Annotated in this window: 19 protein-coding genes; 9 read left to right on the top strand and 10 right to left on the bottom strand. The window is 68.5% G+C overall.

Annotation, left to right across the window (positions count from 1 at the left end; all coding sequences use genetic code 11):
* Position 1: 1 nt before the first annotated feature.
* The 3 genes from L0977_RS08585 to L0977_RS08575 form a co-directional block, all read right to left on the bottom strand.
* Positions 2–958 (bottom strand): 4-hydroxybenzoate octaprenyltransferase, encoded by a 957-nt coding sequence (locus L0977_RS08585; protein WP_234264442.1) that lies wholly within the window; start codon positions 956–958, stop codon positions 2–4.
* Between the two features lie 132 nt (positions 959–1,090).
* Entirely contained in the window at positions 1,091–1,588 is a 498-nt protein-coding gene (locus L0977_RS08580) for a Dps family protein (protein WP_234264441.1), read from the bottom strand.
* Between the two features lie 49 nt (positions 1,589–1,637).
* Entirely contained in the window at positions 1,638–2,597 is a 960-nt protein-coding gene (locus tag L0977_RS08575; RefSeq protein ID WP_234264440.1) for a hydrogen peroxide-inducible genes activator, read from the bottom strand.
* A gap of 124 nt (positions 2,598–2,721) precedes the next feature.
* Here L0977_RS08575 and L0977_RS08570 point away from each other — a divergent pair, with 124 nt between their 5' ends.
* Complete coding sequence (locus L0977_RS08570) at positions 2,722–3,207, top strand: hypothetical protein (protein WP_234264439.1); 486 nt, start codon at positions 2,722–2,724, stop codon at positions 3,205–3,207.
* A gap of 9 nt (positions 3,208–3,216) precedes the next feature.
* On the opposite strand, the gene L0977_RS08565 is transcribed toward L0977_RS08570, so the two are convergent.
* Entirely contained in the window at positions 3,217–5,520 is a 2,304-nt protein-coding gene (locus L0977_RS08565; protein WP_234264438.1) for an ATP-dependent DNA helicase RecG, read from the bottom strand.
* 65 nt (positions 5,521–5,585) lie between these two features.
* On the opposite strand from L0977_RS08565, the gene L0977_RS08560 reads away from it, so the two are divergent.
* Positions 5,586–8,114 (top strand): chemotaxis protein CheW, encoded by a 2,529-nt coding sequence (locus tag L0977_RS08560; protein WP_234264437.1) that lies wholly within the window; start codon positions 5,586–5,588, stop codon positions 8,112–8,114.
* Between the two features lie 45 nt (positions 8,115–8,159).
* The gene (gene queA / locus L0977_RS08555; RefSeq protein WP_234264436.1) at positions 8,160–9,263 is read left to right on the top strand and encodes a tRNA preQ1(34) S-adenosylmethionine ribosyltransferase-isomerase QueA; all 1,104 of its coding nucleotides are present in this window, start codon (positions 8,160–8,162) and stop codon (positions 9,261–9,263) included.
* A 9-nt stretch (positions 9,264–9,272) separates the two neighbouring features.
* Here the strand turns inward: queA and L0977_RS08550 are convergent, their stop codons facing one another.
* On the bottom strand, positions 9,273–9,689 hold the full coding sequence (locus L0977_RS08550) for a MerR family DNA-binding transcriptional regulator (protein ID WP_234264435.1): 417 nt from the start codon (positions 9,687–9,689) through the stop codon (positions 9,273–9,275).
* Between the two features lie 76 nt (positions 9,690–9,765).
* On the opposite strand from L0977_RS08550, the gene L0977_RS08545 reads away from it, so the two are divergent.
* Positions 9,766–10,209: a PaaI family thioesterase gene (locus L0977_RS08545; RefSeq protein ID WP_234264434.1), complete on the top strand. Its 444-nt coding sequence runs from the start codon at positions 9,766–9,768 to the stop codon at positions 10,207–10,209.
* On the opposite strand, the gene L0977_RS08540 is transcribed toward L0977_RS08545, so the two are convergent.
* Genes L0977_RS08540 through L0977_RS08530 form a run of 3 tightly spaced genes read right to left on the bottom strand, consistent with a single transcriptional unit; the run spans position 10,206 to position 12,411 of the window.
* Positions 10,206–10,517, bottom strand: coding sequence for a non-heme iron oxygenase ferredoxin subunit (locus L0977_RS08540; protein WP_234264433.1), 312 nt, complete (start codon positions 10,515–10,517; stop codon positions 10,206–10,208). The genes L0977_RS08545 and L0977_RS08540 overlap by 4 nt on opposite strands.
* A 14-nt stretch (positions 10,518–10,531) precedes the next feature.
* Positions 10,532–11,023: an aromatic-ring-hydroxylating dioxygenase subunit beta gene (locus tag L0977_RS08535; protein WP_234264432.1), complete on the bottom strand. Its 492-nt coding sequence runs from the start codon at positions 11,021–11,023 to the stop codon at positions 10,532–10,534.
* Positions 11,020–12,411: an aromatic ring-hydroxylating dioxygenase subunit alpha gene (locus L0977_RS08530; protein ID WP_234264431.1), complete on the bottom strand. Its 1,392-nt coding sequence runs from the start codon at positions 12,409–12,411 to the stop codon at positions 11,020–11,022. Before L0977_RS08530 ends, L0977_RS08535 begins: the two co-directional genes overlap by 4 nt.
* A 108-nt stretch (positions 12,412–12,519) precedes the next feature.
* On the opposite strand from L0977_RS08530, the gene L0977_RS08525 reads away from it, so the two are divergent.
* The 5 genes from L0977_RS08525 (at position 12,520) to L0977_RS08505 (ending at position 16,993) form a co-directional block, all read left to right on the top strand.
* Positions 12,520–13,455 (top strand): LysR family transcriptional regulator, encoded by a 936-nt coding sequence (locus L0977_RS08525; protein ID WP_234264430.1) that lies wholly within the window; start codon positions 12,520–12,522, stop codon positions 13,453–13,455.
* 82 nt (positions 13,456–13,537) lie between these two features.
* Positions 13,538–13,687 (top strand): hypothetical protein, encoded by a 150-nt coding sequence (locus L0977_RS08520; RefSeq protein ID WP_234264429.1) that lies wholly within the window; start codon positions 13,538–13,540, stop codon positions 13,685–13,687.
* A gap of 17 nt (positions 13,688–13,704) precedes the next feature.
* Positions 13,705–14,955, top strand: coding sequence for a PQQ-dependent sugar dehydrogenase (locus L0977_RS08515; protein ID WP_234264428.1), 1,251 nt, complete (start codon positions 13,705–13,707; stop codon positions 14,953–14,955).
* 71 nt (positions 14,956–15,026) lie between these two features.
* On the top strand, positions 15,027–16,205 hold the full coding sequence (gene tgt / locus L0977_RS08510) for a tRNA guanosine(34) transglycosylase Tgt (protein ID WP_234264427.1): 1,179 nt from the start codon (positions 15,027–15,029) through the stop codon (positions 16,203–16,205).
* A 23-nt stretch (positions 16,206–16,228) separates the two neighbouring features.
* Positions 16,229–16,993 (top strand): ProQ/FINO family protein, encoded by a 765-nt coding sequence (locus L0977_RS08505; protein WP_234264426.1) that lies wholly within the window; start codon positions 16,229–16,231, stop codon positions 16,991–16,993.
* A 27-nt stretch (positions 16,994–17,020) separates the two neighbouring features.
* Here L0977_RS08505 and L0977_RS08500 read toward each other — a convergent pair whose 3' ends face one another.
* Together L0977_RS08500 and L0977_RS08495 are read right to left on the bottom strand one after the other, a co-directional pair.
* Positions 17,021–17,887: a transglutaminase-like domain-containing protein gene (locus L0977_RS08500; protein WP_234264425.1), complete on the bottom strand. Its 867-nt coding sequence runs from the start codon at positions 17,885–17,887 to the stop codon at positions 17,021–17,023.
* A gap of 89 nt (positions 17,888–17,976) precedes the next feature.
* Positions 17,977–19,053: a zinc ribbon domain-containing protein gene (locus L0977_RS08495; RefSeq protein WP_234264424.1), complete on the bottom strand. Its 1,077-nt coding sequence runs from the start codon at positions 19,051–19,053 to the stop codon at positions 17,977–17,979.
* Positions 19,054–19,090: the final 37 nt, after the last annotated feature.

The raw sequence follows: 19,090 nt of genomic DNA, 5'->3' as shown, positions 1-19,090 counted from the left end.
CTCAGCGCCACGCCAACCCGGCCACCACGCCGGCAAACACGGTGAAACCCAGCCAGTGGTTGATCCGGAAAGCCTGGAAGCAGCCTTCACGGGTCCGGTCGCGGATCAGGCGGTGGTGCCAGACCACCTGGGCCAGCGCCAAGGCCATGGTGGACAGCCACACGCCCGGGTGCACCCGGCTCCACACAGCCAGCGTCCAGATGGCCAGAAACACCAGGTAGCAGCCGGTCACGGCCGCCACGTCGAAGCGCCCCAGAGTGATGGCCGAGGTCTTCATGCCGATCTTGAGGTCATCGTCCCGATCGACCATCGCATATTCGGTGTCGTAGGCCACCACCCAGAAAAGATTGCCCAGCAGCAGCACCCAGGCCCACACCGGCACGCTGGCTTGCACGCCCCGCCAGATTCCGGCAGGCGTCAGTTCCAGGCTGCCGCCCGGCGAGACCAGCAGCTCCAGCGCGGGGCCGGCCTGCACCGCAGCAAACGCCATGGGGATCCCGAAACTGAACGCCACCCCCAGCACCGCCTGCGGCATGGAGACCGCCCGCTTGGCAAAGGGGTAGAGCAACGTCAGCAAAAGGCCAATGAACGACCAGGCGATGGTTGCGAAGTTGGTGGTCAGCACCAGCACGAAGGCCACGACGGCCAACCCCGCCCCCAGCCCCAGCGCTTCGGCCGTACCGATGCGCCCGCTCGTGACGGGGCGCTGCGCGGTGCGCTTGACATGGCGGTCGAAGTCGCGGTCGGCCACGTCGTTGATGCAGCAGCCGGCGCTGCGCATGAGGATGGTGCCCAGCGTGAACACCGCCACCAGGTGCCAGCCGGGAAACCCGTCCGCCGCCAGCCACAGCGCCGCCAGCGTGGGCCAGAGCAACAACAGCCAGCCGGCGGGCCGGTTCCAGCGGATCAGATCGAGGTAGAGAGAGAGGCGCGAAGGCGCAGGCGTGACAACGGACATAGAGACATAGAACCTGGGACATGCCCTCCACCCTGGCAAGGAAACTGGCGGGCCGGCTTCGCCCCCCTTGAGGGGGTGACGCGCCGCAGCCGCGGCGCGGGGGTGGGGCTCATTCCGCGCGGGGGTGGGGCTTCACTCTTCCAGCAGCGAGCGCAGCATCCAGGCGGTCTGCTCGTGCACCGTCAGCCGCTGGGTCAGCAGATCGGCTGTGGGCTCGTCGCTGGCCTTGTCAACCACCGGGAACAGCTCGCGCGCGGTGCGCGCGACCGCCTCGTGTCCCTGCACGAGGATGCGCACCATCTCCAGCGCCTTGGGCGGCGTGGCCGGCGCATCGGGGACCGAGCTCAGCTTGCCGAACTGGGCGTAGCTGCCCGGGGCCGCGTGGCCCAGCGAGCGGATGCGCTCGGCGATCGGGTCGACGGCATTCCAGAGTTCGGTGTACTGGTCCATGAACATCGTGTGCAACGAATTGAACATGGGACCGGTCACGTTCCAGTGGAAGTTGTGCGTGGTCAGGTACAGCGTGTAGGTATCGGCCAGCAGCTTGGACAAGCCTTTGGCGATGGCGGCACGGTCTTTGTCACCAATGCCGATCTGGATGGACGGTGCCGATGGTTTGCTTTTGGCCATGGAAGACATCTCCTGAAGGTTGAGGACACACGAAAAGAATAAGCCGCCCTCACGACAGGCGTTTGACCCCGGGCAACTGGCAGGCATAAATGGCGTTGCGCAGTTCGGCAATCGCCTCGTAGCGGGTGAAGCTGCGCCGCCAGGCGAGCACCACGCGCCGCGTGGGCGGGTCGCCTTCGAAGGGCAGGTAGTGCACAAACGCCGCGTCGCCCATGTCCTGGGTGGCGTCGGCGTTGCCTTCCAGCGCGGAGCGCGGCACCGACAGCCGGGGCACCAGCGTCACACCCATGCCGGCGGCCACCATGTGCTTGATGGTTTCCAGCGACGAGCCCTCGAAGCTCTTGCGGATGCCCTCGGTGTCGTTGGAAAAGCGGGCGAACTCCGGGCAGACTTCCAGCACGTGATCACGGAAGCAGTGCCCGGTACCGAGCAGCAGCATGGTCTCGTTCTTGATCACTTCGGTGGTGATGGTCTTGCGCTGGGCCAGCGGGTGGTTGGCCGGCACCGCCGCCATGAACGGTTCGTCGTACAGCGGCGCGATGGCGAGATTGGTGTCCGGGAACGGCTCGGCCAGGATGGCGCAATCGATCTCGCCCAGGCGCAACTGCTCCAGCAGCTTGCTGGTGAAGTTTTCCTGCAGCATCAGCGGCATCTGCGGGGTGCGCTCGATGACCTGGCGCACCAGGTTGGGCAGGAGGTAGGGGCCGATGGTGTAGATGACCCCGAGCTTGAGCGGGCCGGCCAGCGGGTCCTTGCCGCGCTTGGCAATCTCCTTGATGGCCGCCGCCTGCTCCAGCACCGTCTGCGCCTGGCGCACGATCTCTTCGCCCAGCGGCGTGACGGCGATTTCGCTGGCGTTGCGCTCGAAGATCTTGAGCTCCAGCTCCTCTTCCAGCTTCTTGATCGCCACGGAAAGCGTGGGCTGCGACACGAAACAGGCCTCGGCCGCCTTGCCAAAGTGCCTCTCGCGCGCCACGGCCACGATGTACTTGAGTTCGGTGAGCGTCATGGGCGTATTTTGCGCGCTCTCGCCAGCGCACTGTTGCGGGCGCGCTTTACATTAAGTCACATTAAGATTCCGCCCGTCGCCCACCGGGTGGCACATCCATCAACGATCAGGAGGAATCGACAACATGAACAAGAAAACGCTGGCCGTCTGGCTGGCCACAGCCATGCTCGCCGCTTGCGGTGGTAGCGGAGACAACAACGACAACGGCACCTCGGCCGCCGGAGAACCGGCCGACAAGTACGTCGGCACCTGGGACGCCCCGTGCTACAGCGAAGACGGCCTGTCCGCCAACGCCACCATCGTGCTGACCAAGGGCGGTGCCCACAGCGTCTCGGGCACCTCGACGCTGCGGGTGTTCAACAACACCAGTTGCTCGGGCAATCCCGTCGCCAGCCAGGACTTCCCGGCCAACATCACCATCGACGGCACCACCCAGGCTTCGGGCAAGACGGCCGACAAGGTCACCGAGACCTCGCTCGGCGAAAGTGGCAAGGAGCTGCTCTACGTCGACGGCAACCGCCTGTTTGCCTCGCAGGAAGGCAGTGCGCTGGACGGCCAGGGCTACCCGACCCAACTGGACCTGGCCACGGTGCAGGGCATTCGCCGCTGAACGGACCGTTCAGGCCTTGAGGTACTCGGCCCGCGTGCCCAGCCAGCGGGCGACGTGCTTCTCGGCCTGAGCGGGATGCTGGTCCAGCATCGACTGGGCCGCCTCCCGGGCCCAGGCCAGCAAATGGCCGTCGGTGGCCAGATCGGCAAAGCGCAGCAGCGGCGCGCCTGACTGCCGGGCCCCCAGAAATTCCCCCGGCCCCCGGATCTCCAGATCGCGCCGGGCAATCTCGAAGCCATCGCTGGTTTCGGCCATCGCCCGCAGGCGTTCGCGTGCCGTCTCCCCCAGCCGCCCCCCTTCGTTGGGCGTGTACATCAGCACGCAGGCCGACGCGGCAGCCCCCCGGCCCACCCGCCCCCGCAACTGGTGCAATTGCGACAGCCCGAAGCGTTCGGCGTGTTCGATCACCATCAGCGACGCATTGGGCACGTCGACCCCCACCTCGATCACCGTGGTCGAGACGAGCACACCCATGTGCCCGTCGCTGAACAGGCTCATCACCGCCTTTTTTTCGGCCACCGGCATGCGCGAATGCAGCAGGCCGACGAGCACAGGAGCACCCCCCTGCGCCGCTGAAGCGACGTCCCCCTGCTCTGTCTCGCCTTCGACACTGGGAGAAGGAACAAGCCCTTGGGTCGGCAGCGCCGGGCCCTCGGAAGCCTTGGACAGCGACACGTCTGGCCGGAAAGGCCCGTGGGCACGGTTGAGCGCGGCGCTGAGTTCCGCGTGCGTGGCCGTCGCATTGGACAGGTCGATGACCTCGCTCTCTTCGATCAGCGGACAGACCCAGTAGACCTGCCGCCCCTCGGCCACCTGCACGCGGATGCGCTCGATCACCTCCTGCCGGCGGCTGTCGGACAGCACGCGGGTCACGATGGGCGTGCGCCCGGGCGGCAGTTCGTCGATGGTCGACACGTCGAGGTCGGCGTAATAGCTCATGGCCAGCGTGCGGGGAATGGGGGTCGCACTCATCATCAACAGATGCGGCTCCGAAGCCGTCGCCCCATGCGCCCCGGGGGCGATGCCCTCGCCCATCTTGCTCCGCAGCGCCAGCCGCTGCGCCACACCGAAGCGGTGTTGCTCGTCGATGATGGCCAGCGCGAGCTGCTTGAACTGCACCTGGTCCTGGATCACCGCGTGCGTGCCCACCACCAAGGCGGCCTCGCCGCTGGCGATGAGGGCCAGCATCTCGATGCGCTGCTTCTTCTTCTGGCTGCCGGTGAGCCAGGCCACGCGCTTGCCCAGCGGTGCCAGCAGCGGTTCCAGCCAGCCGATGAGCTTGGCGAAATGCTGTTCGGCCAGGATCTCGGTGGGCGCCATCAGCGCGCACTGCCAGCCGGCGCCGATGGCCAGGGTGGCGGCCATGGCCGCCACCACGGTCTTGCCCGAGCCCACGTCGCCCTGCAGCAGGCGGTGCATGGGCACCGGGCGGGCCAGGTCGGCGGCGATCTCGGTGCAGACGCGGCGCTGCGCCGCCGTCAGCGCAAACGGCAGCGCCGCCAGCAACTGCTCCGGCAGGCCCCCCGGCGACACCGCCAGGGCCGGCGCGCGCAAGGCATCGCGCTCGCGTTTGGCCATCAGCTGCGACAGCTGCTGGGCCAGCAGTTCTTCGGCCTTGAGTCGCTGCCAGGCCGGGTGGCTGCGGTCTTCCAGCGCGGCCAGCGACACGTCCGGGCCAGGGTGGTGCAGGAATTGCAGGGCCTCGCGCAGCGTCATCAGCGGGCCGCGCAGCCCCGGCAAGGCCTGGCGCAGGTGCTGCAGCAGTGCGGCCGGCACGGTTTCGTCCAGCGCCGCCCGCTGGAGCCCGCTGACCACCGCCTTGCGCAGGTAGGCCTGGGGCAATTGGGCACTGGTGGGGTAGACCGGGGTGAGCGCCGTCGCCAGCTCGCTTCCCGCGGCCTTGACCGTGGGGTGCATGATGCTGCGCCCCAGAAAACCCCCGCGCAGTTCGCCCCGCACGCGCACCCGCGCGCCCACCGCCAGGACCTTCTGGTGCGAAGGGTAGAAGGTGAAAAAGCGCAGGGTGCAGGTGTCGGTGCCGTCGTCGAGCGTGACCAGCAACTGGCGGCGCGGCCGGTAGCTGATTTCCTGCTGGGTCACGGTGCCTTCGATCTGCACCACCTCGCCGTCGCGCGCTGCCGCCAGCGTGGTCAGCCGGGTCTCGTCCTCGTAGCGCAGGGGCAGGTGCAGGGCCAGGTCGATGTCGCGCACCAGACCGAGTTTGCGCAGGGCTTTCTGCGGCGCAGAGAGCGTCGGCGCGCCCGCTGCAGCGGGCTTTGGGGAGGTTTCGGCGGGGGCAGGCGTCTCCGGCATGGCGGCATTGTGAACCATCGATTTAACCCCGCTCACCGGGGCACGGCGCTTGCTAAAGCCCTGGCATGAGCCCGTCCCTGCACACCGACACGTTTCTGCCGTACATGCGCGACGTCGTGCGCTGCGAACAGTCGCTGCACGAGCTGGGCGTGATGTGGCGCATGATCGAAGCGTCGGCCAAGATGAACTGCCCGCAGGAGGCGCGCAACATCCTGCCGATCATGAGCGCCACCCAGGCCGGCTTCAACCGGCTCGAACGCGAACTGGTGGGCAGCCTGGTCGGCGAAAAGGTCGGCAACGTGCTGGCCGCGATCGGGACCAAGGCCCGCTACGTGATCGACATCGTGGTGCGCAACCTGTACGAACGCACCGCCGACGTGGGCTTTCTGGCCACCGACCGCGAGCTGTGCGCCTTCGTCGCGGGCGAGCGCGAAGACATCGATGCCATCCGCTCGCGCCTGCTGGCCTACCGCAGCAAGTACACGGTCTACAACGAAATCCTGCTGGTCGACACCGAGGGCAACGTGCTGGTGCAGATCGACCCCGATTCGCCGGTCGAGGGCAGCACCGACCCGCTGATCGCCGAGACGCTCAAGACCGACGGCTTCGTCGAAACCTTCCGCGCCACCGACCTGCGGCCGGGCAAGTCGCAGGCGCTGATCTATTCGCGCCGCATGCACCACCCCGAGACGGGCGCCGTGGTGGGCCTGCTGTGCCTGTGTTTCGACTTCGAGCGCGAGATGGCCGGCATCTTCCGCTCGCACCGCGACCGCGAAGGCCGCATGAACATGCTGCTGCTGGACGCCCGGCAGCGCGTGATCGCCAGCGCCGACGACCGCTGGGTCGCGGTGGGCACGACCGTGCCGGTCAACCCCGAAGGCCGGCCCCAGGTGTTCATCCACGAGGGCCGCGAATACCTGGTCCACACCTGCTCGGCGGAAAACTACCAGGGCTACCCGGGACCCGCCGGCTGGCAGGGCCAGGTGATGATTCCGCTGCAGCTGGCGTTTTCGGCCGCATCGCGCCAGACGCTGGCCGCGCTGGAGCCGGCCACCGCCGCCGGCCTGCTGTCGCACGCGCGGCGCTTCAGCCCGCCGCTGTACGAGGTGATGAGCGCCACCGAAACCATCCAGCGCGTGGTCTGGAACGGGCAGGTCATCACCTCCGAAGGCCGTGGCGGTCAGCAGCAGCTCAAGGCCATCCTCGAACAGATCAGCGAAACCGGCGCGCGCAGCAACGAGGTTTTCTCGCGCTCGATCAGCGATCTGTACGAGACCGTGCTCGAATCGCGCCTGGACAACGCCGAGTCGGTCGCGCAGCTGCTGGTGGATCTGCTCGACCGCAACCTCTATGAACGCGCCAACGACTGCCGCTGGTGGGCGTTGACGCCGGAGATCCGCGCCGCGCTGGCCAGCCCCCAGCCCGACGCCAGCGCGATCACCCGCATCCTCGACTACATCAACGAGCTTTACACCGTCTACAGCACGCTCTATGTGTACGACGCGCAGGGCCAGGTGCTGGCCGCCTCGCGCGGCGCGCTCATGGGCAGCGACGCCCAGAGCCAGCCGCTGGTCGTGGACCCGGCCACGATGCAGCGCGTCAAGGCCCTGCGCGACGACCAGTCCTACGCCGTCACCGCCTTCGGGCCCTGCCTGCTTGGCGGCGAAGCCCCCACTTACACCTACCACGCCGCCATCCACCACCCGAGCGACGAAGGTCGCGTGGTGGGCGGCATCGGCATCGTGTTCGAGGCCGAGCGCGAGTTCGAGGCCATGCTCAAGGGCTGCCTGTCGCAGGCGCTGCACACCTCGGCCTATTTCGTCAACCGGCAGGGCCGCGTCATGTCGACCACCGATCCGGGCAAGCCTGTCGGCACCCCACTGCCCTTGCCGCCGGGCGTGACCGACCTGCCACGTGGCCGCAGCGCGGCGCGCGTGCTCGAACACGAGGGCCACTACGTGGTGATGGGCGCCGCCGTCTGCCAGGGCTACCGCGAATTCAAGACCACCGACGGCTACGTCGACGACGTGCTGGCCATCGTCTGCATTCCGCTGGGCGAGGTGCAGGAGCGGGCACTGATCGCGCGCGGCAGCTACAAGGCGGGCACCGACGTGGCCTCCGGTGCGGGCACGCTGCGCATGTACGCCACCGTCTGGTGCGGCCAGCACATCCTGGCCATGCCGGCCACCCAGGTCGCCGAATCGGTGCCGGCCACGCTGCTGACCGGCCGCACCATGGCCGACCCGTCCGGGCGCATCGGCATGCTGGTGCCGCAGGCGGGCATCGCCATCGAGCGCGTGGCCTGGGTCTACGACCTCGGTCAACTCGTCAACGGCCGCCCCACGCGCCTCGAAGACGCCAGCGAGATCGTGGTCGTGCGCCAGGGTCCGCGCACCGTCGGCCTGCTGGTTGACGCGCTGCACGCGGTGCCTGAGTACGCCGACGAGCAAATCGTGCCCTCGCCTTTTGCCCCACAAGGGGCCGGCAAGCTGGTCACGCACTTCGTCAAACCGGAGGGCGACCAGCCCCTGATCCAGTTGCTGGACATCGAAAAGCTGTTCGAGAAACTCATCGCCCCGGCCCTGCCACAATAGCGGCCCCTGCGTTTTGGAACGGGCCCCGTCCGGCCCTCAAACCCCATGAGCCTGCCCAGCCCCGGCGACGATCGCTACACCGTCGCCGATTTCGACTTCGATCTCCCCCCCGAACTCATCGCCCAGCACCCGGCGACCGAACGCAGCGCCTCGCGCCTGCTCGACGGTACCGGCGCGGCGGCGGTCGACCGCATCTTCCGCGACCTGCCCGGCCTGCTGCAGCCGGGCGATCTGCTGGTCTTCAACGACACCCAGGTTGTCAAGGCGCGCATCTTTGGCGAGAAGGCCAGCGGCGGCAAGCTGGAGCTGCTGATCGAGCGCGTGCTGCTGCCGCACGAGGCCAGCGATGGCTCGCCGAACGAAGTGGTGGGGCATCTGCGGGTGAGCAAGAAACCCCTGCCCGGCGGCCGCCTGCACCTGGCCGGTGGCCTGCGCCAGGGCGGGTTCGACGCCGTTTTCCTGGGCCGCTGGCCCGACGCCCAGGGCCAGCTCTTCCGCCTGCGGCTGGAAGGCCCGGCCGGCGAAGACCCGTACACGCTGATGGAGCGCCACGGCCACGTGCCCCTGCCGCCCTACATCACCCACGCCGACAGCGCCGACGACGCGCGGCGCTACCAGACGGTGTTCGCGCGCGTGCCCGGTGCGGTGGCCGCGCCCACCGCGGCGCTGCATTTCGACGACGGCGTGCTGGCCGCGCTGGATGCGCGCGGCGTGCGGCGTGCCAACGTGACCCTGCATGTGGGCGCGGGCACCTTCGCACCCATGAAGACGGAACGCATCAGCGATCACGTCATGCACCATGAGCGGTACGTCATACCCCCCGAAACGGTGCAAGCCATCGCCGACTGCCGGGCCCGGGGCGGCCAGGTGGTGGCCATTGGCACCACCACGGTGCGCACCCTGGAAAGCTGGGCGCGCAACGGCGAGACCCAGGGCGACACCAACATCTTCATCACGCCGGGCTTCGACTTCCGGGTGGTGGACCAGCTGGTCACCAATTTCCACCTGCCCAAAAGCACGCTGATGATGCTGGTCAGCGCCTTCGCCGGATACGAACCCGTGATGGCGCTCTACCGCCACGCGGTGGCGCAGCGCTACCGCTTCTTCAGCTACGGCGACGCGATGCTGCTGGCGCGCCGCCAGGGCTGACGCCACGCGTCAGCGCCGGCGTTTCGAGCGCTCGGCCAGAATGAACGGATTCCTGGCCGCCGCGCGCTGTGCAAAGCTGGCCTTGCGGCGCATCAGCCAGCGCACGTGCTGCACCAGCCGCCGGCGCAGCGCGCGCTGTTCCGCCAGGACCGCATCCACCTCCGCGATGCGCTCTTCCATGAAGGCCTTCATGTCGTCGAACGACAGCGTGCCCGCGCGGTAGCGGGGCAGCATCTGGGCCACGCGCTCCAGCGAGAAGCCCAGGTCGCGGCTCATGGCGATGAAGATGGCCTCGCGCACCGCACCGCTCGCAAACTCGCGGTGCCCCGAAGGCGAGCGCGCGGCGGGCAACATACCCAGCGCTTCATAACGCCGCAGCCGGTGCACCGAAACACCGGACAGGCGGGCCAGTTCGGAAATCTTCATGGCCCAGAGCCTAACGCCCTTCGCACTGTGCGAGCTTTCGTAGCCTCGGTGTTCCCTTGGATTACCGGAGACACCGATGACCCCGATCGAGACCATTCGCAATGCCATTCTGGCCATGCCGATCGCGCACACCCTGCAACTGCGCTTCGTCGCGTTCGAGCCAGGCCATGTGGAGATCGAGATGCCGATCACCCCCGCGCTCTGCTTTCGCGAAGGCCAGTTGCAGGCCACCGCCCTGTTCGCCATTGCCGACTTCGCGGCCGTCGGCGCCGCGGCCTCGCTCCTGCCCGAGGGCGCGAGCAACGCCACCATCGACGGCACGCTCAAGCTGTTTGCGCCGGCCCGCGGCAGCCACCTGCGGGCGATCGGGCGCGTGGTGAATGCGGGTCGGCAGCTCAGCGTGTGCGCGGCCGAAGTGCACGCCGTCCACGACGGCCACCCGACCCACTGTGCCACCCTGCTGGCCACGGCCCGCAACCTGCTGGGCGCGGCACCGTCGGCACTGCCCAAGGAGCACTAAGCCAGGTCCAGCCAGACCCGGCCACCCTCGACCTTCACCGGCCAGCTCCTGATCGGTTCCGTGCAGGGTGCCAACGTCGCTGCGCCGGAGCGAATGTCGAAGCGGCCTTGATGAAAGGGGCATTCGATCTCGAACCCCTCCAGAAAACCATCGCACAGCTTGGCGTGGCCGTGCGTGCAGAGGTTGTCGGTGGCAAACACCTGCCCGTCCTGCAGGTACAGCGCGATATCGTGCCCAGCAGGTGCGACCGGGATGCCCGCGCCTTCGAACAGATCGGCCTCGGCGGCCACGTCGGTCCAGTTGCTCATGAGTGCTGTCCTGATCAAATCGGGTAAATGATGGAATTGGGGATCATCTCGCTGTCGTAGATGCACAGACGCTGGGCGAACTTCAGGCCGTCCGGCGTCTTCGTCACGATGTCGAGGTAGCGGCCGACGTTGAACACCGTGCTCGGGCCGTCGAGCTTGGTGCGGAACACCGCGTAGTTGGCCTCGCAATGCAGCCGGCCCTGCCCGTCGACCTGCCGGACGACGGGGGCTCCCACCACATGCCGCTGGTAATACGGGTCGTGGAACAGGGTCTCCTGGATGCCGTAGACGCGGTCGCGCAGCATGGCCTGGCTGTCGAAGGCGAGCGTCGAGAGCGGGAACCCGCGCTCGTGGTTTTCGCGCGGCTGCAGCTTGTAGACGCAGTCGGCGGTGAAAAACTCCGGCCACAGTTCCCACTGCCCGCTGTCCACCGCAGACGCGTAGTCGCTGTAGAGCTGCTGCAGCGCCTGCCAGGTGTCGAAGTCAACTTTGACGAGCGCGCTCATGCGGCACCTCCATCGCTCTTTTCCGGAGCTTCCATGACTTTCCGCCAGTACTCATACATGCCGCGGATCAGTGTCTCGGTCACCATGTGATCCGTTTCGCCCACCTCGCGCCCGCCCAGTTCGGCCAGCGCGCGGTGCTGCGGCTTGCTGTCGAAGGCTTGTTGCGAGAACTCGATCACCTCGCCGTCGTCGGCGCTGACAAAGCCGGCCGGGCCGAACAGGTTGGCCTGGCGCAGACGGCGCTGCGTCATCTCTTCCGTGTCGTCCTCGAAGCCGAAGTGGGTCCAGACGAAATCGAACGCGCCATGCCCATCGGGCTGGATGTGGCGCGTGCTCACGCTGTTGACCTGCTGCTGGAAGATGACGCTGGGGAACAGGGTCGTCATGACCGCCGTGGGAACTTGAACCCCCACACTCGGCACTTCGTGTCCTTCGCTGCCCCCCGAGGGGGCGACCGGCGCCTTGGGGCGGCCCGGCGGCGCTGGTTCTTGCCCCCCCAACTGCCACCAGGGCTCGGGCACGATGTCCAGGAAGCGCGGGTCTTCCAGTTGCATCGTCTCCTTGAAACTGGACACCTGCGTCACCTGCGCCGCCTGGCCGCTGGCCTGGCCCATGCTGCCGCGGGTGGAGACCATGGCCGCGTGGCGGTGGTGCGCGTCCATGCGCAGCTCGCTCTTGTTGTCGGCGCGCCAGAGCCCGAAGGTGACGAACCAGGTGTGCAGCAGGCCGGGGTGGTACGGGTCCTTGATGTTCTCCTGCATCAGCTTCCAGTTGCCGGGGATGCGCTGGCGGTTGTAGCCCAGGATGGTGAGCTTGCGGCCGTTGAACAGGCGGTCGAAGTAGGTGAGGATGGTCGGCCCCATGTAGTCTTCCAGCGATTCGACGTTGTGGTCGAAGCTGGCGAACACCACCCCACCGCGCACGGCGACCTTGAGCCGCGTCAGGCCGTGGTCCTTGGGATTGAAATCGGCCGGCATGCCGCCGTTGACCTTGCCGTCCTGGCGCACGCCGCGCCGGAACGGCACGCCCTGCAGCGTGCCGTCGGGCGTGTAGCTCCACTGGTGGTAGGGACAGACGAATTCGGTCTTGTTGCCGTGGCGTTCGCGGCAGAAACGCATGCCACGGTGGGCGCAGACGTTCTCCACCACGTGGACGTGCCCGTCGGCGGCGCGGGTCATGATGACCGATCGCTCGCCGACTGCGGTGCGCTTGAAGTCACCGGCGTTCGGGATCTCGGCTTCCAGGCCAACGTAGCACCAGTGGCCCTGGTAGAAGAAGCGATCGAGTTCGCGCCGGTGGCGCTGCTCGTCGGTATAGACGGCAAACGGGATGCGGCTGGTGCCGCCGGCTTCCCAGTGCAGGGCGTCGGGCCCGCTGGCAGGGTGCATGCTTGTCTCCGTGGGTGTTCTTGTGGCCCGCATGATCGGGGCAACCCGGCCATCCGGCAAGGGAATTGGCGTGATACCCTTTATTCACCCCGTGAATACGCAAGAGCCATGAAGCTGACCGAGCTGGATCTCAACCTGCTGCTGGTGTTCGACCGCCTGGTGCAGGACGGCCGGGTCTCGCGCGTGGCCGAGTCGCTGGGGCTGAGCCAGCCGGCGGTCAGCAACGCCCTGCGCCGCTTGCGCGACCTGCTGGGCGACGAGCTGTTCCTGCGCACCCCGGCCGGCATGGTGCCCACGCCTTATGCCCAGCAACTGGCGTCCCCGGTGGCGCAGGCGCTGCACACGCTGCAAAGCGCGCTGAACGTGCGCGCCAGCTTCGACCCGGCAAACAGCGACCGCTGCTTCACCCTGGCCATGACCGACGTCGGCGAGATCTACTTCCTGCCGGTGCTGATGGACACCCTGGCGCACGAGGCCCCCGGCGTGACCCTGCGCGCCGTCACCGTGGCCGACTCCACCTTGCGCGAGGACATGGCGACCGGCCGCGTAGACCTCGCCCTGGGCTCGCTGCCGCCATTGCAGGCAGGCTACTTCCAGCAGGCGCTGTTCCGCCAGCGCTACGTGGCGCTGATGCGCCAGGCGCACCCGCTGGCCGTGCGCCCGCAGGTGACCGCCACGCTGTACCGCCAAGCGGCGCACGTGCGCGTGGTGTCGGCGGGCACGGCGCACGGTCTGGTCGAAGAAGCCCTGCAACGCCTCGGCGTGCACCGCACGGTGCAACTGACCGTGCCGCACTACGTGGCCCTGGGCCACGTGCTGGGCAGCACCGACCTGATCGCCACCGTGCCCGAGCGCCTGGCCGAGCGGCTGACGGCGCCCCACGCGCTGGTGGCACGCCCGCTGTCGCTGAAGCTGCCGGTCAGCACGATCGCCCAGTATTGGCACGCCCACCTGCACCGCGACCCCGGCCATCAGTGGCTGCGCGCGGTCATGGCCCGCTGCTTCGGCACCACCCCCGTCGCGAAATCCGACACGATCACCTGAAAAAATGCGACCGGCTGCGGCGGGCCGTGCCCGCCTGCACGGACAATGCCCATGCCCGCACCGAACCACCCCCGCCCGCCCCATGGAAATCCTCGTTCGCCTCAGCCTCGCCGTGCTGCTCTCCCTTCTGCTGGCCCTGTTTCTGGCCTGGAGCTGGGACCATTCCGAACCGCTGGCGGCGCAGAACGAACGCAGCGACGACAGCCTGAGCACCACCATCCCCGGGCGCTGAGCCGCCCGCTGGCCGCGATGACCGGCTTCCGGGCACGGCTTCGCCGCCTTGGCCTGGCCTGCGCCGTCCTCCTGCCTGCGGGCGCCCTGGCCCAGGCGCCTTATCTGACCCAGGGCCAATGCGCCGGTTTCCCCCGCGTCGCGCTGGCCACACCCGCCGGCTGGTGCGCGGGCCTGGTCGCCACGGGCACGCAAGGGCTTTCCATGCCCCGCCGCATTCTGGAAGTGGCCCCCGGCCGCTTCTGGATCGCCGACATGGGCAACTGGGAGCCCCACCGTGGGCGCCTGCTGGAACTGGTCCTGCCCGACACCCCGGGCGACGAGGCGCGCACCCGCATCCTGGCCGCCCGGCTCGACCGCCCGCACGGTCTGGCGCTCGGGCCCGACGGCAAGGTCTACGTGGGCGAGGCCGGCACCATCTGGCGCACCCCGGTCGGGCTGAACGTGCAGCGCGAAGACGTCATCACGGACCTGCCCGCCGATGGCGCGCACCCGCTCAAGGAAATCGTCTTCGGCCCTGACGGCCACCTGTTCATCAACCTCGGCTCCGCCACCGACGCCTGCCGCGACGACCGCCAGCAGCAGCCCCTGCCCTGCCCGGAAAAACAGGGCCCGCAACCGCGCGCGGCGGTGTACGAGGCCGTGCTCGGCGGACCGGAACACACCCTGCAGTCGCTGCGCCCCCACGCCACCGGCCTGCGCAACTCGCTCGGCCTGGCCTTCACCGCCGGCCCGAAAGGGCCGCGCCTGTGGCAGGCCGAGAACTCGGTCGACTACACCGATGCCACGCTGCCCGCCGAAGAGCTCAACGAACTGAAACCAGGCTCTGACCACGGCTGGCCCCAATGCCTGAGCGACGCCCGCGGCCGCCCGGTCGTGGCGCGCGGCTACGAAGGCCGCACCCGCTGCCGCGCCAGTGACCACACGCCGCCGGTCATGGCCTGGCCCGCGCACGTGGCACCGCTGCAACTGCTCACGGTGCCGCCCGCCGACCACCCGGACCGCGCCACACCCTGGAGCGGCCGGCTGCTCGCCGTCTGGCACGGCTACCGCAGCCAGGGGCACCGGATCGTCAGCTTCACGCTCAACCGCGACGGCCAGCCCACCGGCGCCGCCCGCAACGAGGTGGCCGGCTGGACAGTGCAGCGGGGCGTGCGCCCACTGGGCAACCCGGCCGGCATCACCGTCGACCGGCAGGGGCGGCTGTGGATCGTGGAGGACCGCAACCGCACGGTGCTGGTGGTGGCGCCGGAAGGAAAGCGCCGGTAGCGGAGCTCGTTCCCTGAAAAGGACGAAGCCCGGCCCGGGCACACCCCGGGCCGCTTTGAGACAATCGCCCCATGCTTCAGTTCGACCTGCTCAAAACCGAAGGCCATGCGCGCCGCGGCCGGCTCACGCTCAACCACGGTGTGGTTGAGACGCCTATCTTCATGCCCGTGGGCACTTACGGCACCGTCAAGGGCGTCATGCCCGCGAGCCTGGAAGACATGGGCGCCCAGATCATCCTGGGCAACACCTTCCACCTGTGGATGCGTCCGGGCCTGGACGTGATGCAGAGCTTCGGTGGCCTGCACGGCTTCGAGAAGTGGGACAAGCCCATCCTCACCGACTCGGGCGGCTTCCAGGTCTGGAGCCTGGGCGACATGCGCAAGATCACCGAAGAAGGCGTGCACTTCGCTTCGCCCGTCAACGGCGACAAACTGTTCATGTCGCCCGAAGTGAGCATGCAGATCCAGACGGTGCTCAATTCCGACATCGTGATGCAGCTCGACGAGTGCACGCCCTACTGGCAGGGCGAGAAGAACGTGGGCCACATCACCACCGAAGCCGAAGCCCGCAAGAGCATGGAAATGAGCCGGCGCTGGGCGGTTCGGTCAAAAACCGAATTCGAGCGCCTGGGCAACCCCAACGCGCTGTTCGGCATCGTGCAGGGCGGCATGTTCGAACACCTGCGCCAGGAATCGCTGGAGGCGCTGGTCGAGATGGACTTCCCCGGTTACGCCATCGGCGGCGTGAGCGTGGGTGAGCCCAAGGACGAGATGCTGCGCATCATGGCGCACACCCCGCACCGCCTGCCGGCGCACAAGCCACGCTACCTGATGGGCGTGGGCACACCCGAAGACCTGGTCGACGGCGTGGCCTGCGGCGTCGACATGTTCGACTGCGTCATGCCCACGCGCAACGCGCGCAACGGCCACCTGTTCACGCGCTACGGCGACCTGAAGATCCGCAACGCGCGGCACAAGAGCGACCACCGCCCGCTCGACGAAACCTGCACCTGCTACGCCTGCGCCGGCCGCTCCGGCGTGGCCCATGCCGATGGCGGGCGCGACGGCTTCAGCCGCGCCTACCTGCACCACCTGGACCGCTGCGGCGAAATGCTCGGCCCCATGCTGGCAACCATCCACAACCTGCACTACTACCTGAACCTGATGAAAGAAGTGCGGGCTGCGCTCGACGCCGGCGCCTTCGCCGCCTTCCAGCAGCAGTTCCGCAGCGACCGCGCGCGCGGCGTATGACCTCAGGCCCCGAACACCCCGACATGACCACGCCACCGAACCCGACCCCTGCCGAAGCCACCCCGGCCCCCGCCACCCCCGCAGCAGACACCGCCGCCCCGGCCCGCAATCGCTCATCGCGCAACCGCCCGCCACGCCGGGCCCCGGCCGGCAACCCGGCGCGCCGTGCCGGCACGGCCGAAAGCAGCAAACGCCCCGCCAGGCCGCAGCACCCGGTGCTGGAGCAACTGGCCACGCTCTACCCGGCGCTGTTCGGCGAGACGCCCAAACCGCTCAAGCGTGGCATCTTCCAGGACCTGCTGGCCGCCCACCCCGACGCCCTGGACAAGGACGCGCTCAAGACCGCCCTCGCCCTGCACACCCGCTCCAGCCGCTACCTCACCATGGTCGCCAGCGGCCAGCAGCGCCACGACCTGGCCGGCCAGGCGGTGGAAGACCTGGCGCCCGAACACGTGCACCACGCACTGGTGGAAGTGTTCCGCCGCCGCCAGCAGCGCACGCCCGAAGACCTGCGGCCCAAATTCCGCCAGCGCGTGGCCCAGGCATTTGAAGCCAGCGGCCTGAGCCGCGAGGCTTATACCGAAAAAGTGCTGGGCCGTGACGAGGAAGTCAACGCGCTGACCCTGGAAGCCCTGGCCGACGTGGCCAGCCAGGCCGCGCGCGACGAGGCCCTGCTGCGCGCCTTCCATGGCAGCGGCCTGTCGCCCGCCGACTTCGCCAGCAGCTACGGCCTGCCGCTGGGCGACGTCCAGCGCGCCATCCGGCGCAGCGGCGCCAGCGACCACTGACCGCCGCGCTGCGGCCGCGGCCGTGGGTCAGGCCCGCACCAGCCCGGCGTCGGTGGACACCGCGTACGCGCTGTGCTGCGGTATCGGGCTGCCGGCAGACGGCACGGCGCTGATGATGGGCGCCTGGGTCCTCACGCCACCGAAGATCGTGGCGAACGCCACATCGGCGGCGTCGCGGCCGGTGCCGATGCGCATGAACCCCATGGGAATGCCCGTCCCCGACGGATCAAAGATGCACCAGCGCCCGCCCAGATAGACCTCGACGTAGGCGTGGAAGTCGGGCGGGCCCAGGGCCGGATCGGCCCCGTAATCGGTGCCGGTGGCGATGCGCGCCGGAATGTTGAGCGCGCGCAGCAGCGCAATCATCAGGTGCGCAAAGTCCCGGCACACACCCACCTGCTCGATGAGCGTGTCCACCGCCGACGTATTGCCATTCGTGGTGTTCGGCGTGAAGGTCACCTGGCGCTGCACCCAGTGCTGCACGGCCATCACCCGGTCATGGCCCTGCCACAACGAGCCGAAAGCCTGATGGGCCAGACGGCCCAGCCGGTCCGACTGGCAATAGCGGCTGGGATACAGGTAGCGCAGTACGTCAGCCGGCAACTGCGCCACCGGGATTTCGTTCAACTGCGTCGGCGGCACGCTGTGGTGTTCGATTTCCACCAGCGCGGTGTAGACCAGCCGGAGCGGCCCCGGACCGGCCCGCAGGCGCAGCAGCCGGTTGCCGCTGTGCGACTCGGTCTGCAACAGGGGCGTCAGCGCCTGGCTGAGCCACAGGTTCTCGTTCAGCACCCGCTGCTGCGGCGTGAACGCGGGATGGATGTTGAAGATGAAGTCCGCACCGAAGGCATCGATGTCGTAGTTCAACTCGATGCGCAAATCAAGGCGGATCATGGCGGTGGGCAGGTACCACGGGCACCCGGCTTTCCGGAAAAGTCAAACAAGGCTGCAGTATGCGCCCATACGGCGGCTCAACCGGCCACTCAGGTCGCTGTTTGTGCAGGCGCGTCCTCCGCCCGCCCCGCGGGCACAGCCGCTGTGCCGCACGCAAAACAGTAGCGCGCAAACGCACTCTTGCGGGTGCTGCAATGGCCGCAGCGGTCGAACAGGCACAGGCCGCAATGCGGGCAGAAATCGGTCTTGCCGTCCTTCAGATCGACCGCACGTTCGCAACCCGGGCACACGTTCTTGGCCAGCCGGGCCTGCGCCAGGTCGTAGTCCAGCTCCTTGCGGCGCTGGTTGTCGGGTTGGGCTTCGGCCTGCTTCTGCCGCTCCAGATAACGTTGCAGCGCCTGGATGGCGTAGCGACCACCGATCACCGTGAGCACGATGCCGACGATGTAGCGCACGTAGCCACCGTAGCTCGGCAGATAGGGCACCAGTTCGACGAAGAAGGCGAACAGCGCGAAGAAGATGAAACCCCACACGAACGGCCACGATGCGCCCTGCCGGTGCTTCTTGAACAACCAGCCCGCCACCACCAGCAGCGGCAGCGTGAGCGCCAGGCGGTAGCCGAACACGCGCAGTTCCTGGGCGCGCTGGGCCGACCGGTAGGCCTCGCGGGCCGCGCCCTGCAGACGGCCCAGCTCGGCCTGCGCCCGCTGGCTGGCCTGGCTGGCGTCCAGCGCGGCCTGCTGCTGTCGCTGCACCGCCGCGAGCGCGTCGCGCTCGGCCTGGCGCAGACCGTCCAGTTCGCGCGTGCGCTGCAGCAGTTCGTCATCCTGCTCGGGCCGCTGCGTGGCACGGCGCGTGGCCAGCCAGTTGTCGAAGGTCTCGCGCGCCGCGCGGTTGTCGGCCCTGGCGGTCTGCAACTTCAGTTGCGCCTGCTCCAGCGCGGCCTGCGCGTCCTCCGCCGCCTGCTCCGTGGACTTCAGCGTCTGGCGCAGGGCCGCTGTGCGCGACGCGTCCATGAAGTCTTCCAGCGAGCGTTGCTGCTCCACCTGCGGCAGATCGCCCACGATGGTGCTGCCCAAGCCGGTGAGAAACCACGCGAACAGAAACGCCACCAGCCACAGGCCACGGCGGAACCACTTTTCCGACAAACGCAAAGCGTTGCTCATGTCAACTTCCCTCTTTCTTCATGGAATGCCCACGACG

The sequence above is a fragment of the Hydrogenophaga sp. NFH-34 genome (assembly GCF_021401345.1).
GTDB classification, from domain to species: domain Bacteria; phylum Pseudomonadota; class Gammaproteobacteria; order Burkholderiales; family Burkholderiaceae_C; genus Hydrogenophaga; species Hydrogenophaga electricum.
The sequence above is the reverse complement of the archived record's forward strand: the minus strand, read 5'-3'. Positions and strand labels throughout refer to the sequence as shown.

What these genes read in the sequence shown, in the direction of transcription:
- tgt (WP_234264427.1), top strand. Translation starts at nt 15,027, where the DNA reads ATGCTTCAGTTCGACCTGCTCAAAACCGAAGGCCATGCGCGCCGCGGC.
- L0977_RS08515 (WP_234264428.1), top strand. Translation starts at nt 13,705, where the DNA reads ATGACCGGCTTCCGGGCACGGCTTCGCCGCCTTGGCCTGGCCTGCGCC.
- L0977_RS08545 (WP_234264434.1), top strand. Translation starts at nt 9,766, where the DNA reads ATGACCCCGATCGAGACCATTCGCAATGCCATTCTGGCCATGCCGATC.
- L0977_RS08560 (WP_234264437.1), top strand. Translation starts at nt 5,586, where the DNA reads ATGAGCCCGTCCCTGCACACCGACACGTTTCTGCCGTACATGCGCGAC.
- L0977_RS08505 (WP_234264426.1), top strand. Translation starts at nt 16,229, where the DNA reads ATGACCACGCCACCGAACCCGACCCCTGCCGAAGCCACCCCGGCCCCC.
- queA (WP_234264436.1), top strand. Translation starts at nt 8,160, where the DNA reads ATGAGCCTGCCCAGCCCCGGCGACGATCGCTACACCGTCGCCGATTTC.
- L0977_RS08575 (WP_234264440.1), bottom strand. Translation starts at nt 2,597, where the DNA reads ATGACGCTCACCGAACTCAAGTACATCGTGGCCGTGGCGCGCGAGAGG.
- L0977_RS08535 (WP_234264432.1), bottom strand. Translation starts at nt 11,023, where the DNA reads ATGAGCGCGCTCGTCAAAGTTGACTTCGACACCTGGCAGGCGCTGCAG.
- L0977_RS08500 (WP_234264425.1), bottom strand. Translation starts at nt 17,887, where the DNA reads ATGATCCGCCTTGATTTGCGCATCGAGTTGAACTACGACATCGATGCC.
- L0977_RS08565 (WP_234264438.1), bottom strand. Translation starts at nt 5,520, where the DNA reads ATGCCGGAGACGCCTGCCCCCGCCGAAACCTCCCCAAAGCCCGCTGCA.
- L0977_RS08570 (WP_234264439.1), top strand. Translation starts at nt 2,722, where the DNA reads ATGAACAAGAAAACGCTGGCCGTCTGGCTGGCCACAGCCATGCTCGCC.
- L0977_RS08550 (WP_234264435.1), bottom strand. Translation starts at nt 9,689, where the DNA reads ATGAAGATTTCCGAACTGGCCCGCCTGTCCGGTGTTTCGGTGCACCGG.
- L0977_RS08580 (WP_234264441.1), bottom strand. Translation starts at nt 1,588, where the DNA reads ATGGCCAAAAGCAAACCATCGGCACCGTCCATCCAGATCGGCATTGGT.
- L0977_RS08495 (WP_234264424.1), bottom strand. Translation starts at nt 19,053, where the DNA reads ATGAGCAACGCTTTGCGTTTGTCGGAAAAGTGGTTCCGCCGTGGCCTG.
- L0977_RS08540 (WP_234264433.1), bottom strand. Translation starts at nt 10,517, where the DNA reads ATGAGCAACTGGACCGACGTGGCCGCCGAGGCCGATCTGTTCGAAGGC.
- L0977_RS08525 (WP_234264430.1), top strand. Translation starts at nt 12,520, where the DNA reads ATGAAGCTGACCGAGCTGGATCTCAACCTGCTGCTGGTGTTCGACCGC.
- L0977_RS08530 (WP_234264431.1), bottom strand. Translation starts at nt 12,411, where the DNA reads ATGCACCCTGCCAGCGGGCCCGACGCCCTGCACTGGGAAGCCGGCGGC.
- L0977_RS08520 (WP_234264429.1), top strand. Translation starts at nt 13,538, where the DNA reads ATGGAAATCCTCGTTCGCCTCAGCCTCGCCGTGCTGCTCTCCCTTCTG.
- L0977_RS08585 (WP_234264442.1), bottom strand. Translation starts at nt 958, where the DNA reads ATGTCCGTTGTCACGCCTGCGCCTTCGCGCCTCTCTCTCTACCTCGAT.